This is a genomic window from Pseudomonas sp. Marseille-Q5117 (genome assembly GCF_946901175.1).
GTDB classification, from domain to species: domain Bacteria; phylum Pseudomonadota; class Gammaproteobacteria; order Pseudomonadales; family Pseudomonadaceae; genus Aquipseudomonas; species Aquipseudomonas iranensis.
This window is the reverse complement of sequence record NZ_CAMPPP010000009.1, coordinates 198,185-212,218: the sequence shown is the minus strand read 5'-3', so window position 1 is coordinate 212,218 and position 14,034 is coordinate 198,185. Positions and strand designations below refer to the sequence as shown.

Sequence of the window (14,034 nt, the reverse complement as noted above, 5' to 3'; positions counted from 1 at the left end):
GTTCAGCCCCCGCGCCATGTACGCCGTCACCGCCGACACCAAAAACGAAGACCTGTTGGCCAATGCATGCGAAACCCTCGCCTCAGCGAAAACCATCGCCCAGGAATTTGCCGGGCTGGTGAAACCATCGCAGCGGCGGACGCTGATGGGGATTGCGCAGTTGATCATGCTCGGCGAACTGGCGGTGAATCGGGTGCTGGATAATCTGGAGTTGCCGCAGTAGCGGGTCTCGCGACAGGCTCTGAATAAGGCACCGGCAGTGCCGACGCCTTCGCGGGCAAGCCCGCTCCCACAGGGTATTTGTGTCGCTCACTCGGCTGCGGTTACAGCGCTGAATTTGTGGGAGCGAGCTTGCTCGCGAAGGCGACTTGTCAGTCACTGTGGCTTCGACTGGCGGATTGCTTTCGCGAGCAGGCTCGCTCCCACTGTTGATGCGGTTTGCTCAATTACGGGTGCGGTGTCTGTGCTGGCGTGTTCGCGAGCAGGCTCACTCCTACACGGGGCGGGTCAAGGCTGGAACCATTCGTGGCGTTCGTTGAAGGTTTGCTGGATGAGGTCGGTGAGGGCTTGGATTTCGGGGGAGTTTTGCGAGTCGGTGTTGACGGCGAGCCAAGCATGGAGCTGCATCGGTTCGGCGAATAATCCGGGTAATGCGATGAGGCCTCGGTCAAAGCGGCTCATGTATGCCGGCAACAATCCAATGCACGCGCCACAGCGGATCATCTCCAGCATCAATTCATAAGATTGCATCTGCACTATGCCAGCCAAGCGCTGCTCGACCAACTCATTCCACGGGCGAAAGCTCTCAACCTGTCGATCACACTGCCAGTGCACCAGCATGAAGTCCGCCAGATCTTCCGGCGTTTCCGGTCGCGCTGTCACCCTCGAATAGCGCTTGGCAATGTGCGGCAGATATTCAATTCGCGCGAGGTGTTGCGGTTCGCTGGTAGCGAAGGTGGGAACAAGGTTTGGAGCATCGCCAGGAGCGAGCCAGAGGACAATGTCGGCGCTGACCGCACGCAACGCCAGTTCGCTGTCCAGGGCAATGATTTCCAGACGCAGGCTGGCGTTGCGGCGCAGCAGTGCGATGAGGTCGCGGCCGAGAATGTCGTGGAGGATGGATTCGGCGATGGCCAGGCGGATCAGTGGTTGTTCAATGACCGGGAGCTTGCGTTCGTGGGCCAGGGTGCAGAGTCGGGCCTGCAACTGTTGGCCTTCGCGGGTGAGCGTTAGGGCGCTGCCCTGGAAGCTGAACAGGCTGTGTTGCAGTTGTTGTTCGAGTTGCGCGAGTTGTTTGCGCAGCAGCGTCGAGCGCACATTGAGGCTGCGCGCGGCTTGCATGAAGCAGCCGCAACGGGCGCTGGCGAGGAAGTACCGGGCGACTTCGCTGTCGATGGTTGCGGCCTGGTTGAGCCAGGGTTCGGGGCTGGTTTTCGGCGTTTGGTAATCAGCGGTGCCCGGGCGTCCTGCGGGTTCGGTGAATGACATTGATGACTCCCTGTCGATCTTTGTAGTTGCCTTGAGTGCGCCATAGACCCCTGTAGGTGAAATCAGTGTTTTTCCTCGAGGATTTTGTTCAGTTCAGCGCCGTCGATGCTCAGGGTGGCGGTGTTGAGCATGCCGTCCAGATAGGCCTGGGCGATCTGTTCCTGGCGTTGAGCGCGCAGGGCCTGGGTCAGTTGGTCGCGCAGTTCCTCCAGCGTCGCGGTGCGGGCCGGTTGCTGTTCGGTGAGTTTGATCACGTGAAATCCGGCGGCGCTCTGCACGGGATCGGATACCGCGCCTACCTTGAGCCGCGCCACGGCGCCACGCACTTCCGGCACCAGCTGTTGCAACGGTTGCAGGCCGGTATCACCGCCCCGCTCTGCCGTCACCCGATCCTGCGAATATTGCGTAGCGAGCGCCGCAAAATCAGCCGGTGCTGACTGCGCCTTCTTGCTCAATTCAGCGGCTTGTTTGCGCACGGTTTCCAACGAAGCGGAATCACTGACAGCAAGGAAAATCTGACTGACCCGGTACAGCGCCGCCGTCTGCCAGTTGGCCTTCCCCGCGTCATACGCCTGCTGCAACTCGGCCGCGCTCGGATACTCCGTCGGCACCTGACTCACCGAGCGCAGATAATCACGGAACACGATCTGCTCAGTCGCCGCGCGAGTCTGCCGGGCGACGTCGGGGCGCTGCGCCCAGCCCTGCGCATCGGCCTGTTCCAGCACGGCTTTTTCCGCCAGTCGCGAGCGAATCCAGCGCTCCAGCGCCTCACGGTTGCCGCGCAATTGCTCGCGGGTTTGCGCCGGGACAGTGGCCAGCAGCGCCTGCAATTCCTCTGGCGAAACCTGCTGATTGCCTAACCGCGCCACCGCTGGCCCGACTGCAACCGGCATCACCGGCGACGGCTGCTGAGCGGCGACCGGGTCACTGCCCGGCCGCAGCACCAGTGCCACGGCCACCACCAACAGCGCCACCGCTCCGGCGCCGATCACCATGACAGGCTTCTTCACAGTGCGACTTCCTCTTGTTCGGCGATAGCCGATTTGGCGGTTTGCACAGCAGTGGTCTGGCTGAAATCGCGCAGGTAAACGATGAATTCCTGCAACAGGCGATCCCACAATTCCAAATTGCCGCGCAGGTGCTCGTTGCTCACGCCAGCAGCCACGACCACGTCCATCTCCATGACCAGAAACTCACCCTGCAACGACAACCGTGCAAAACGTCGAGTAGCATTCCACTGCTCTGCGACTCCCTCAGGCAACTCACCCTGCACGCGCAGCGCACAGCTGAAAGTGAAATCAACGAACCCGCCCTGATCCATCGCCGGGTTGCCGAACCGCACGGCGTAGCCGATGCCCTGACTGGCGCTGAGCAACTGGACGATGCCGTTCTGTTCGCTCTGGTTGACGCGGTAACCGGCGGCTTGCAGGACGTCGGTCAGCGATTGCGGGGAAACGTGGGTGATCAATTGAGTCATGGCTTTCTTCCTTGTTATCAGTGAGCGATCGCGGCTTGCGGCGCGTCGAATTGGGTTTTGTACAGCTCGTCGCCGAAGCCTTGCGCCAGTTCATCGAACTTGACCCGGGCACTGCCGGCGAAGGGCTGGCGGATCTTCATCACTTCGGCGACGTCGATGTTTTCGTACGCCGTGAGGATCTGTTTGGCGACGCCGTACATTTGCTGATTCTTAGCTGAACATTGCTGCACTTGTGTGTCACGTTCCGCCAGTTGCGCTTGCAGCTTCGTGCGTTCGGCTTCTTTGCCACGAGCGAGGACCAGCAATTCGTCATAGGCTTTTTTGAACTTGCCGGTCTGCTCGGCACTGGCCGCGACTTGCGCCTGCGCCTGGCTGTGCAGGCTCTGTTGTTGCCCGGCCAGTTGCTCGGCGAGGCCTTTGGCTTTGGCCAGTTCGGCAGTCAGCTGCTTGATCTGCGCTTGCGCTGCCTTGGCTTCGTTCTGCGCCGCCAGTTGCGCGGCGCTGGCCTGGGCCTGCTGACTTTGCAGGGCCTGCAATTGCTGGGTGGTGCTGCGCAACTGCGTGCGCAAGCGTTCTTCCATGCCTTCGCCGTTCGCCCCGGTGGCAATCAACAAACCCAGGCCCAGCGCAAGAAAACGCGTTTTCATAAAGCTCTCCCGGCGCCTTAGAAGCGCGTGTTGATCTCAAGCTGCAAGACGTCGATGTCGAACGGCGCGCCGTACACCGCTTCGGTGCTCATCCAGCGACCCGTGGCGGAAACGTTCTTCGCCAGGCCGTAGTTGCCGCCCATGAAATAGCCCTTGGCGTTGGTGCCGCCGAGGTGGAACGACGAGTCGTTGAAGCCGTCCGGCAAGGCGTCCGGCTGGATGTACTTGTAGCCGGCGAACAGGTTCCAGTCGCCCTTGCGCTTGAGGTCCAGCGCGTTGCCGAGGGTGAACTGCACCATCCATGCGTTGGCGCCGCTTTCGATCTCGCCGCTGCTGTCGAGGTTGTTGACGATCTGCCCGGCGGAACGCTTGCGCATGTCGCCTTCGTCGTAGCTGAGGTTGTGGATGTAGTTGCCTTGGCTGCGCAGTTTGAAGTCCTGCGGCAGGTCGGCGTCCCACACGACGTTGAGATCGAGCAGGTTGAACTCGGACGCAAGCCCGACGAATTGCGGCTGCGGCGTGGCGCTCGGGTTGAGCGGGTTCGGCGTGATGTCACGCAGCAGGAACACGCTGTTGCCCTTCTGCATGAACGCCGCGCGGGTGCCGTCGCTGTCGCAGCCTGGCGCGCCGGCCCACGGTTCGCAGGGGCTGGAGCGCTGGCCTTGAATGTCGTCGAAGCGGTAATAGGCCAGCGCACCTTTGAGGCGGTTGTTGCTGTTGATCGCCCATTTCGCGCCGAGCTGAGCGCCGTACAGCCATTTGTTGTCGCTCTCTTCCTTGTCGAAACCGTTGCTGCTGGAAGTGTCGTTGGTGTAGTCCACCGGGAACGCGCCGACGGTGCCGAACACGCCCCAATCGCGGTTGAGCTTGTGATCGAAAATCGCCGCCACACCGTCGAAATTCAGGTCGTTGGAATAGAGCATGTCGGTGGACATGAACGGATTGGCGAAGCGCCCGCCGGTCAGGGTCAATTCGTCCATTGGCTTCCAGGTCAGGTAGCCCTGATCGAGCCAGATGTCCTTCTTGGCGAAGCCGCCGCCGAGGTTCTGCGTGGTCGATACCGGGTTGTTGTCCGAACCGGTGCCGATGCGAATGCCGGCGGACCATTCCTCCGAAATCACCGCTTTCATGCCCAGGCGTGCGCGCAGGCGAAAGAGGTTTTCGCGGTCTTCGCGGGTGTTGAGCAACGGCGGCAGGCTGGTGCTGCTGTTGGGATTCACGTCGTACGGGCCGTTGTTGTTGAGCTTGGCGAAGTCGACGATTTCGTTGCTGTTGTTGCCCGAGTAGTACCGCGATTCGTCTCGCAGACGAATGTCGCCGTCGAAGCTGATGCGCGAGGCCCAGTCCGGAAAGGTATTCGGCGCGGCCCAGTTTTCCTGTTTGGCGGTGGCCATGACCTCGGCTTTGACCTGATCGCGGATCTGGTCGCGCACGGCTGCCGGTACGTACTGCACGCGCACATCGCCCGGCGCAGCGACCGGCCCGGCCGCGACTGCGGTGGACGCGGCAGCCTGTTTCGCCTGCGCCGCTTCGTTCTGCGCCTGGGCGATCAGCGCGTCGGCCTTGTCCTGTTTGAGAATGCCCTGCTCGACCAGCAAGCGGATCAGATTGATCGTGGCGTTCTCCGACGGCGCAGGCGCTGCCACGGCCTGACCGACCAGGGTCGCAATGACCATGCCGACCGCCAGGGACAATCGATTCACGTTGGAAATCATCTGCACACAACTCCTTTTGCCGAAGCTTGAATAAGTGAATTAACCCGGACGCCGCCCTTGCAGGGACAGGCGCACGGGCAAGGTGATGGAGGCCGGAGGCCGTTCGCTGAGGGCTGGCGCACCGCGTAAAGCGGCCAGCACCTGGGTATCGATTTGCGGGTTGCCGCTGGACTTGATCAGCTCGACACGGGTGATCTCGCCGACGCTGTTCAGCCAGACATCGGCCTGCAGCGAGAATGCGAGGTTGCGCAGCTCGGGGTTCTCGCGCAGCAAACGCTGGAAAGTGAACGCGAGAAACTGGCTGTACGTGCCCGTACCCAACCGCCCACCACCCGCGCCGGCCATGCCGCCGCCCTTGCCCGCGCCGATGTTGAAAGCGTCGCTGCCGGCCTGCGCGTCGCCGTCCATTTGCATCGGATTGGCCAGATCGTCCGCCGGCGATGGCGGCGCCTCTTCTTCAGGCTTGACCTCCTCCGGCTCCGGCGTTGGCTCGGGCTCGACGACTTTTTCTTCCACCGGCGTTTCCGGCTCTGGCGGTTTCTCCGGCGGCGGTGGTGGCGGTGGCGGCAACGGAATGATCGTCGGCACCTTCGGCGCCTCGCGGCGCACGCCAGCCATGTCGTTGGCCCACTGCCAGAGGAACCACGCGGCGAGCGCGCCGACCAGCAACCCGGCGCCCCACTTCACATAGCGCAACGGCGACTTTTTCACGGGCGGCGGTTCGATCGGGAGTTGTGCGGTCATGACTCAGCCCTGACTCGGTTTGCCGGTAACGAGACCGACCTGGGACAGTTCGAGCCGACGCAGCAGGTCCAGCACTTCGATGACTTTCTGGTACTGCACCGTCGCATCGCCACGCACGATCACCGGGAAATCCGGGCTCTGCGCTTTCTCGATGCGCAGGCGCTCTTCCAACTCGGCCAAAGTGACCGGATAGGCATCGAGGAACACCTGGCCGCCGTCGTTGACCGAGATCGCCTTGGTCTTGGCTTCCGACAGCGACACCGACGCGCTGGCCTTGGGCAGGTTGATCTGGATCCCGGAGACCTGCGCGGTGGCGGTGAGGATGAACATCACCAGCACCACCATCAGCACGTCGACCAGCGGAGTGATGTTGATGCTGTCGACTGCGGCGTCGTCATCATCGTCGTGGGAGGCATTTACGGACGCCATGGCAGTGCTCCTCAGGCCGGTACGGAGTGGTTGGCGTGATGGCCGCGCTGGTGCGACGCCTCACTGAACTGGCTCTCGCCGTGCATCTCCGCCAGACGGGTGATGAACTCGTCGACGAACACACGCATGTCGGCGCTGACCTCCTTGTTGCGGGTGATCAAACGGTTGTAGCCAAACAGCGCCGGGATCGCGACGAACAGGCCCATGGCGGTGGCGAGCAAGGCTGCGGCCATGCCCGGCGCGATGGCATTGATATTCACGTCGCCGGCCATCGCCGTGCCGAGGAACACCACCATGATCCCCAGCACCGTACCGAGCAGGCCGATATACGGACCGCCGGCGATGGCGTTGGACAGGGTCGAGAGTTTCGAACTCAGTTGTTGGTTCTCGCGGGTGCGCACGCCGTCCATCGAGCAGCGGATGGCTTCGATGGTCGCCGCTGAAACCGAGGAGGTATCGGCGCCCTGCTCACGGCGGGTGCGAATCTCTTTGACCGCCACCAGGTACAGGCGCCACAGCGACGAATGCTGCAGACGCTGAGCCAGTTGCGCGTCGTCGGCGAACATCTCCAGACGCGTGCCGACCTTGGCGAATTGCACGCGGAAGTCTTCGTTGGCCGCAGTGACGCGGCTGAGGCTGCGGTTCTTGCGCAGCATGATGATCCACGACTGGAACATCATCAGCACCAGCACGGCGATGATCACCCAGGCGTCGACTGGCACCGCGTTGAGCAGGAAGCCGAGGCTGCCGAAGCCAAAGCCGGACTGCTCTTCATCGACGCCGTAAGCGACAAGTTTCGACTCGGCGCCTTGCGAGGTGGCATCGGCCAGCAACAGCGCGGCCGGGCGGGCGACTTTCGACAGGCGCAGTTCGTCGATGGCACCAGCGAATGGCTGGAACGCACCTTCCTGCAGATCGGCGCCGATGGCCATGACCGAGTTGAACGCCGGCATCGCCTGAGCCAACGCAGCACTCTCGCGACCGTTGATGTACAGGGTGACTTTCGAACCCTCGGCGGTCAGCGCAACGTGTTGCCATTGCGCCGGAACCAGAGCTTGCGTGGCGGCAGCGCGCTGGCCGTCGATTTCCACGAATGGCAGGCCTTGGCTGACACCGATCAGCAGACTTTGCGTGCCTTCGCGCCGAGCCAGGATCAGTTGCTCGTCAGAGGCCTGATCCAGACGCAGCCACGCACTGAAGGTGAACGCGCTGCCGGCGTTGTGTTGCAGCGACGGACTGGCCGGCAGCAACAACGGCTGGCCGCTGAACTGCAAGGCGCGCCCGACGACGCCATCGATCGCTGTGCCGGTCGCGCTTTGCGCGGTGTTGCCGTACGCCGTGGTGTCTTTCGCCGGGGTGCCGGTGGCGCCGTCGAAGTGATACAGCGCGGTGTAATTCGGATCGAAGGTGAGTTGGCCGTTGCCAGTGGCCGGGGCTTTCTGATTGCCGTAGTACATCCAGATGTCCTGACGCTGACCGCCCTCGACATTCGGCACATCGACCCAGATCAGCGCCATGCCCATCAGCGCGTCGAAACTTTCGATCTGGTGGTTGAGCACGGTTTTGTCATCCGCCGCGACGAAGCGCAGATCGGAGCCGTCCTCTTTCACGCCGTCGAAGGTGAAGTTGCCGGTGTGCAGGCGCACCAGCAGCGCGGTGCGGCCGAGGGCCTGATTGATCGCCGCGCCTTGCGGGGTGGTGTCGACGGCGATCTGTTTGCGGTAATGCCAGTCGTCCTGCCACCAGGCCTGAGCCGTGGCCGGGAGCACGAAGCCCAGGCAGATCAACAACGAAAGGAAGAGGCGTTGCATGGACGTGCTCCGTTAGAAAGTGGCTTGAAGGTTGAAGTGCAGGCGCGATTCCTGCTTTGAGGTGTTCGGCCCTTCGAGTAGCGGGTAGCCCCAGTCGAGGCTGCCGGACAGCCATTTACTGAGGCTGGCGCGGGTACCGAGGCCGACGCTGGCCAGGGCGTAATTGGCGTCCTGATCCGGCAGTTCGTCGCGCAGGTACAACTGCGCGCCTTCGGCGAAGGCATAGAAGCGCCAGTCCTGCATCCACGTGCCGGCGAATTTCGCCAGCGACGGGGTGCGCAATTCCTGGCTGAGCAAATAGCCGTCATCGGCGGTACGTTCAGCCGCCAGATAGCCGCGCACCGAGGTGGCGCCACCGGCGGAGAATTGTTCGTTGGAAACCAGCGGCCCCGAGGCGAGTTGGAATGCGGCTTTGCTTGCGCTCTGCCAGTCGCTGTCGAATGTCCAGGTGTAGTTGGTGTCGCCCTTGAGCACGGCGAAACTCGGTTTGGCGCGATAGCGTTTGTAGTCGAAGTCTTCGTCGTCGCTGCCGTAGCCGAACACGCTGCGCGTGGCGGCAACCAGACTCAGGCCGAGGCCGAGCTGGCTCTTTTCGCTGTAGCGAAAGCCGTTGTAGGCGAAGGTGAACGGCGCGTATTTGAGCGGCACCTTGTCGCTTTCGCCGGACAGGCTCAGGCGCTCGTCGAAGTCCTTGAAGTCGATGCCGGCGGACAACGAGTTCGACCAATTGCCGCTCGAGGGCAGCGTGTAAATCGCCGCGACGCCGTAAGAATGACCCTTGCCGAGCACGTTGCTGCCGCCGATGGTGGCGACGTTGCTGTCGGACTGGTAACCGGAGAACTGCACGCTCCAGCGCTCGCTCAGCGGCGCGGTGTAGGACCCCGACCAGACCTTGGCGTTGTCGGTTTCCTGCGGCGCGGTGAAGAACGTCAGGTTGACGCTGTGACCGAGCTGCCAGAGGTTGTTGTAACCGAGGGTGGTGACGCTGCGCAGCTTTTCGGTGTCGGCACTGTAATCGTTATTGAGGCCGACGCTGGCCGTCCACGGGTTCTGGTCTTCGACCTGCAAGTCGACGTCCATGGTTCCGGGGCGCTGACCTTCGCGCACCAGCGGCATGACCTGGCGACCGGGGGTCTTGTTGAGCTGCGCGAGTTCGCCCTGGACCTTGGCAAAGTCCGGCACCTCGCCTTCTTTGAGCGCCGGTACGTTGTCGCGAATGTCCAGCGGCGAATAGTGTTTGGCGCCGACCACGCGCACCCGGCCGACCTTGGTTTCGCTGACTTGCAGATAGACGATGCCATCGGCCACGGCCTGCTCGGGCAGCTCGACAAACACCGATTGATAGCCGCGTTCCTGATAGGCCTTCTGCAACGCATCGCGGGCGCCTTCGATGTCGCTCAAGGCTTTCTGCGGGCCGAGAAACGGGTACACCGCTTCTTCGATCGCGCGGGCATCGAGCACGGTATTGCCGCGCACGAAGTATTCGTTGACGTCGACCAGTCGCTGCGCGGCGGGCGCTTCTGCGCCCTCCTCGGCCAGCGCCGGCTGCGCGCCCGCCGTCACCAGCAGCCAGCCCCACAGCGCCAGCCGTGACGTGAAAATCCGTTCCACATTACCCCCTGAAATTCGCGATGACCTGTGGGCGTTAGCGCCCGGTGTGCTGCGTCAATTGCTGATCGTTGTGGCGCAGGCGTGCTTGCCCAGCCAGGTGTGCAACAGCGCAAAGTTCAGCGAGAACTCGGGCATTTGCAGCAAGGCACCGCAGAACACTTCGCCGATGATTTTCTGAATCAGCAGCACCGCGCGCGGCTCGTTAAGCAGCGTGGCGATGTCACGGCTGAGGGCGCTGAAACTCCAGACTTTCTGGTTCAGGCCAAGGCCGACGAACCAGCGGAACAGCAGGTTGTAATTGAGCTGTTCATAGAGCTGCTGTTCGCTGGGCACCGAATACAGCAATTGCAGGAGCAGGATGTGCATCACCGTCTGCGGGGGAATGAGCATGCCGGGTGCGGCGTTGAGGTCGTGCAGCAGGTCCTGGTGGGCGTCGAGCAGATCGTCAATCTGCGGGCGCAACAACACCAGCGAATGGCCCGGCGGTATGTAGCTGGACACTTCTTTCAGAGCGCCCTGCCAGTCATCCTGCGAGACGATCCAGACCCACGGCGCGCCGTAGCGATACACCGAAACCGGCTTCTTGCGCGCGGCTTCGACGATCTTCGACAGGCGTTGATCGAGTTCCTGCATGCCCACTTTCGAATAGCGTTCCATAGTCCCCATTGCCTCACTCCCGGCGTCCCGCCCCGACTCGCAAAGTGCGCCCCGAAAGGCTCCTCAAGCGCGTTACACAGGCATGACCGGACTGGCAAAGGGCTACCGAACTTTTGTCATAAAAGCTTCATTACCGAAGACGGACTGACTGATTTACACGATCGACCGTGGGAGCGAGCTTGCTCGCGAAAGCGCTGTGTCAGGCAATGGGGATGCTGGATGTGCCGCCGCCTTCGCGAGCAGGCTCGCTCCCACAGGGTGAACTGTGGTTGCACCGTTACGTGACATTCGCATGACATTCACGGGGTTAAATCCCGGCCCGTTCAGGCGTATAACCTTCACAAGACTTTCAATCGGCACGCCGACTTCAACACAGGGTAGTGACATGACCACAGCAAACATCCTTGGCAACCTGTTCCCTTCGGTCAGCGACATCCCGGAAAAATATCGCCTCGACGCTCAGGTCGAGCAGCGTGAATATCTCGTCGATGGTCAATTGCGCCGCTGGGACGGCCCGCTCGCGCAGGCGCCCACCCCGGTTTATCTGAAAAGCGAAAACGGCGAAGAACAGGTGATCCTCGGCAGCACGCCGCTGCTGGATGCCGACACCGCCCTCACCGCCCTCGACGCTGCCGTTCGCGCTTACGACAGAGGTCAGGGCCTGTGGCCGACGATGCGCGTGGCCGAGCGCATCCAGCATGTCGAAGCTTTCCTGGGCGCATGCGCGAGCAGCGCGAAACGGTGGTCAAGCTGCTGATGTGGGAGATCGGCAAGAACCTCAAGGACTCGGAAAAAGAGTTCGATCGCACCTGCGATTACATCGTCGACACCATCAATGCCCTGAAAGAACTCGACCGCCGTTCCAGCCGCTTTGAGCTGGAGCAGGACACCCTCGGCCAGATCCGCCGCGTGCCGCTCGGCGTCGCCTTGTGCATGGGGCCTTACAACTACCCGCTGAACGAAACCTTCACCACGCTGATTCCGGCACTGATCATGGGCAACACCGTGGTGTTCAAACCGGCCAAGCTCGGCGTGCTGCTGATTCGGCCGTTGCTCGAAGCCTTCCGCGACAGCTTCCCGAGCGGCGTGATCAACGTCATCTACGGCAGCGGCCGCGAGACCGTCAGCGCTCTGATGGCCAGCGGCAAGATCGACATTTTCGCCTTCATCGGCACCAACAAGGCTGCCAGTGACCTGAAGAAGCTGCACCCGAAACCACACCGTTTGCGCGCGGCTCTGGGTCTGGACGCCAAGAACCCGGGTATCGTCCTGCCCGAAGTCGATCTCGACAACGCCGTCAGCGAAGCGGTCACCGGTTCGCTGTCGTTCAACGGCCAGCGCTGCACCGCACTGAAAATCCTTTTCGTGCATGAAGACGTGGTCGACAGCTTCATCGAGAAATTTAACGCCAGACTGGCCACGCTGAAACCGGGCATGCCGTGGGACAGTGGCGTGGCGCTGACGCCACTGCCGGAGTCGGGCAAGGTCGATTATCTGCATGGTCTGGTCGCGGATGCGCAAAGCAAAGGCGCCCAGGTGGTCAACCCGAATGGTGGCGAGTCCCACGCCTCGTTCTTCTACCCGGCAGTGCTCTATCCGGTGAACCCGCAGATGCGCGTGTATCAGGAAGAACAGTTCGGCCCGGTCGTGCCCATCGTGCCGTACCGCCACCTCGATACCGTGATCGACTACGTGCTGGAATCCGATTTCGGCCAGCAGTTGAGCATCTTCGGCACCAACCCGGTGGCGGTCGGCCGGCTGGTCGACACTTTCGCCAACCAGGTCGGGCGGATCAACCTCAACGCCCAGTGCCAGCGCGGCCCGGACACTTACCCGTTCAATGGCCGCAAAAACTCCGCCGAAGGCACGCTCTCGGTTCACGATGCCTTGCGGGTGTTTTCGATCCGCACGCTGGTGGCGACCAAATTCCAGGAGAGCAACAAGGACCTGATCAGCGAGATCATTCGCGGGCGTGATTCGAGTTTCCTGACCACCGATTACATCTTTTGACGGATGATCGGCAGGATTGAACGATCCTGCCGATCCGCCAGCCCCCCGGCCATTCAGTGACTACACTCAGCCCAGCATTGCTGGAAGCCCGGGAGGCTGACCATGCTCGATTACTTCGCATTGGGTCTGTTGGTTTTTGTCGGTCTCGTGCTGTTTTACGGGATCATCGTGCTGCATGACATTCCGTACGAAATCGCCGTTCATCGCAACCACCCGCACCAGGACGCGATCCATGCCACGGGCTGGGTCAGTCTGTTCACCTTGCATGCACTCTGGCCGTTTCTGTGGATCTGGGCGATGGCTTATCGCGAGGACCGCGGTTGGGGTTTCGGCGATGGCAAACCCGTTCAGAACCATGTCATCCGGCTCGAGCAGCAGGTCATTGAGCTGCAAGCCCGGATCGAGCGGCTCGAAGCGCAGTCGCCGGTTGCGCCGCAATCTGACAGCCGGGGGATCTGAGCATGGATCTGTTGCTCATCCTCACGTACGCCGCACTCTGCGTCGCCATCTTCAAGATCTTCCGCATTCCGCTGAACAAATGGACGGTGCCCACCGCTGTCCTGGGTGGCGTGCTGATCATCGGCGCGCTGATTTTCACCATGAACTACAACCATCCCTATTCCGAGGTGGCGCGCTCCTACTTTGTCTCGGTGCCGGTGATTCCGATCATCAGTGGCCAGGTGATCGACGTGCCGGTAAAGGGCAACGAACCCCTGGAAAAAGGCGACGTGCTGTTCCGCATCGATCCCACGCCTTTCCAGAACCGCCTGAAATCGCTCAAGGCGCAACTGGTTGCAGCCAAGGGCGACCGCTACCGCATCACCGAACTGATCCGCCGCAACTTCGGCACTCAGCGTGAACTGGATGCGGCCATTGCCCGCACCGACGATCTGCAGGCGCAACTCGACAATGCGCAGTTCGAGCTGGACAACACCGTGGTTCGAGCGCCGAGCAAAGGCTTCGTCACCCACGTTTCGCTGCGCCCGGGAATGATGGCGAGCAAGCTGCCGCTGCGCCCGTCGATGGTGTTTATTCCGCAGGAAGGTCAGTACTTCGCCGCTTGGATGCGTCAGAACAGCCTGCTGCGTCTGACCGTGGGCGACGAGGCCGAAGTCGCCTTCGATGGCATTCCCGGCAAGGTCTTCGCCGGTCGGGTGAAAAGTGTGATCGGGGTGATCGCCGAGGGCCAGGTGCAACCTTCCGGCACCCTGATCAGTTACACCGGCTCGCCACCGGCGGGACGGGTGCCGGTGATCATTGAAATCACTGACCCGGCGTTCGCCGAATACAGCGCGCTCATGCCGGGCGGCGCCTACGGACAAGCGGCGCTTTACAGTCAGCACTTTCATCACATCGGCGCGATGCGCAAAATCCTGCTGCGCATGTCCGCCTGGATGAATTACATTTTCCCCTTCCACTGATTTGACTGACTCACGAGGTTCGCA

The 14,034-nt window shown here is 62.0% G+C and carries 13 protein-coding genes and 1 pseudogene; 4 read left to right on the top strand and 10 right to left on the bottom strand.

Annotated features, from left to right (window positions below):
- Nucleotides 1-223 (top strand): DUF6124 family protein (locus tag OC605_RS16505; protein ID WP_241001822.1); only part of this gene is annotated, 223 nt, incomplete at its 5' end.
- A 284-nt stretch (nt 224-507) separates the two neighbouring features.
- On the opposite strand, the gene OC605_RS16500 is transcribed toward OC605_RS16505, so the two are convergent.
- From OC605_RS16500 to OC605_RS16455, 10 genes are all read right to left on the bottom strand, one after another.
- The gene (locus OC605_RS16500; RefSeq protein WP_262138221.1) at nt 508-1,488 is read right to left on the bottom strand and encodes a substrate-binding domain-containing protein; all 981 of its coding nucleotides are present in this window, start codon (nt 1,486-1,488) and stop codon (nt 508-510) included.
- A 62-nt stretch (nt 1,489-1,550) separates the two neighbouring features.
- Nucleotides 1,551-2,498, bottom strand: a complete 948-nt coding sequence (locus tag OC605_RS16495; RefSeq protein WP_262138220.1) for a peptidylprolyl isomerase — start codon at nt 2,496-2,498, stop codon at nt 1,551-1,553.
- Nucleotides 2,495-2,965 carry a YbjN domain-containing protein gene (locus OC605_RS16490; RefSeq protein WP_262138218.1) on the bottom strand — a complete coding sequence of 157 codons (471 nt, stop codon included), beginning with the start codon at nt 2,963-2,965 and terminating at the stop codon, nt 2,495-2,497. The genes OC605_RS16495 and OC605_RS16490 overlap by 4 nt, the downstream gene beginning before the upstream one ends.
- A gap of 17 nt (nt 2,966-2,982) precedes the next feature.
- Complete coding sequence (locus OC605_RS16485; protein WP_262138215.1) at nt 2,983-3,612, bottom strand: DNA repair protein; 630 nt, start codon at nt 3,610-3,612, stop codon at nt 2,983-2,985.
- Between the two features lie 17 nt (nt 3,613-3,629).
- Nucleotides 3,630-5,327, bottom strand: coding sequence for a putative porin (locus OC605_RS16480; protein WP_262138214.1), 1,698 nt, complete (start codon nt 5,325-5,327; stop codon nt 3,630-3,632).
- 39 nt (nt 5,328-5,366) lie between these two features.
- Nucleotides 5,367-6,071, bottom strand: coding sequence for an energy transducer TonB (locus OC605_RS16475; RefSeq protein ID WP_262138212.1), 705 nt, complete (start codon nt 6,069-6,071; stop codon nt 5,367-5,369).
- A 3-nt stretch (nt 6,072-6,074) separates the two neighbouring features.
- Complete coding sequence (locus OC605_RS16470) at nt 6,075-6,500, bottom strand: ExbD/TolR family protein (protein ID WP_003201710.1); 426 nt, start codon at nt 6,498-6,500, stop codon at nt 6,075-6,077.
- A gap of 11 nt (nt 6,501-6,511) precedes the next feature.
- Nucleotides 6,512-8,311 carry a DUF2341 domain-containing protein gene (locus OC605_RS16465; RefSeq protein WP_262138209.1) on the bottom strand — a complete coding sequence of 600 codons (1,800 nt, stop codon included), beginning with the start codon at nt 8,309-8,311 and terminating at the stop codon, nt 6,512-6,514.
- 12 nt (nt 8,312-8,323) lie between these two features.
- The gene (locus OC605_RS16460; protein ID WP_262138207.1) at nt 8,324-9,922 is read right to left on the bottom strand and encodes a ShlB/FhaC/HecB family hemolysin secretion/activation protein; all 1,599 of its coding nucleotides are present in this window, start codon (nt 9,920-9,922) and stop codon (nt 8,324-8,326) included.
- A 54-nt stretch (nt 9,923-9,976) separates the two neighbouring features.
- Nucleotides 9,977-10,588, bottom strand: a complete 612-nt coding sequence (locus OC605_RS16455) for a transposase (protein ID WP_262138205.1) — start codon at nt 10,586-10,588, stop codon at nt 9,977-9,979.
- 376 nt (nt 10,589-10,964) lie between these two features.
- Between OC605_RS16455 and OC605_RS16450 the strand changes: the two are divergent.
- The 3 genes and pseudogenes from OC605_RS16450 (at nt 10,965) to OC605_RS16440 (ending at nt 14,010) form a co-directional block, all read left to right on the top strand.
- Nucleotides 10,965-12,589: pseudogene (locus tag OC605_RS16450) on the top strand (NADP-dependent glyceraldehyde-3-phosphate dehydrogenase).
- Nucleotides 12,590-12,691: 102 nt separating this feature from the next.
- A complete protein-coding gene (locus OC605_RS16445; protein WP_262138204.1) occupies nt 12,692-13,048 on the top strand; it encodes a DUF3302 domain-containing protein in 357 nt (118 codons plus the stop codon).
- A 2-nt stretch (nt 13,049-13,050) separates the two neighbouring features.
- The gene (locus OC605_RS16440) at nt 13,051-14,010 is read left to right on the top strand and encodes an HlyD family secretion protein (RefSeq protein ID WP_016774598.1); all 960 of its coding nucleotides are present in this window, start codon (nt 13,051-13,053) and stop codon (nt 14,008-14,010) included.
- Nucleotides 14,011-14,034: the final 24 nt, after the last annotated feature.

What these genes read in the sequence shown, in the direction of transcription:
- OC605_RS16465 (WP_262138209.1), bottom strand. Translation starts at nt 8,311, where the DNA reads ATGCAACGCCTCTTCCTTTCGTTGTTGATCTGCCTGGGCTTCGTGCTC.
- OC605_RS16490 (WP_262138218.1), bottom strand. Translation starts at nt 2,965, where the DNA reads ATGACTCAATTGATCACCCACGTTTCCCCGCAATCGCTGACCGACGTC.
- OC605_RS16480 (WP_262138214.1), bottom strand. Translation starts at nt 5,327, where the DNA reads ATGATTTCCAACGTGAATCGATTGTCCCTGGCGGTCGGCATGGTCATT.
- OC605_RS16440 (WP_016774598.1), top strand. Translation starts at nt 13,051, where the DNA reads ATGGATCTGTTGCTCATCCTCACGTACGCCGCACTCTGCGTCGCCATC.
- OC605_RS16445 (WP_262138204.1), top strand. Translation starts at nt 12,692, where the DNA reads ATGCTCGATTACTTCGCATTGGGTCTGTTGGTTTTTGTCGGTCTCGTG.
- OC605_RS16500 (WP_262138221.1), bottom strand. Translation starts at nt 1,488, where the DNA reads ATGTCATTCACCGAACCCGCAGGACGCCCGGGCACCGCTGATTACCAA.
- OC605_RS16485 (WP_262138215.1), bottom strand. Translation starts at nt 3,612, where the DNA reads ATGAAAACGCGTTTTCTTGCGCTGGGCCTGGGTTTGTTGATTGCCACC.
- OC605_RS16455 (WP_262138205.1), bottom strand. Translation starts at nt 10,588, where the DNA reads ATGGGGACTATGGAACGCTATTCGAAAGTGGGCATGCAGGAACTCGAT.
- OC605_RS16470 (WP_003201710.1), bottom strand. Translation starts at nt 6,500, where the DNA reads ATGGCGTCCGTAAATGCCTCCCACGACGATGATGACGACGCCGCAGTC.
- OC605_RS16475 (WP_262138212.1), bottom strand. Translation starts at nt 6,071, where the DNA reads ATGACCGCACAACTCCCGATCGAACCGCCGCCCGTGAAAAAGTCGCCG.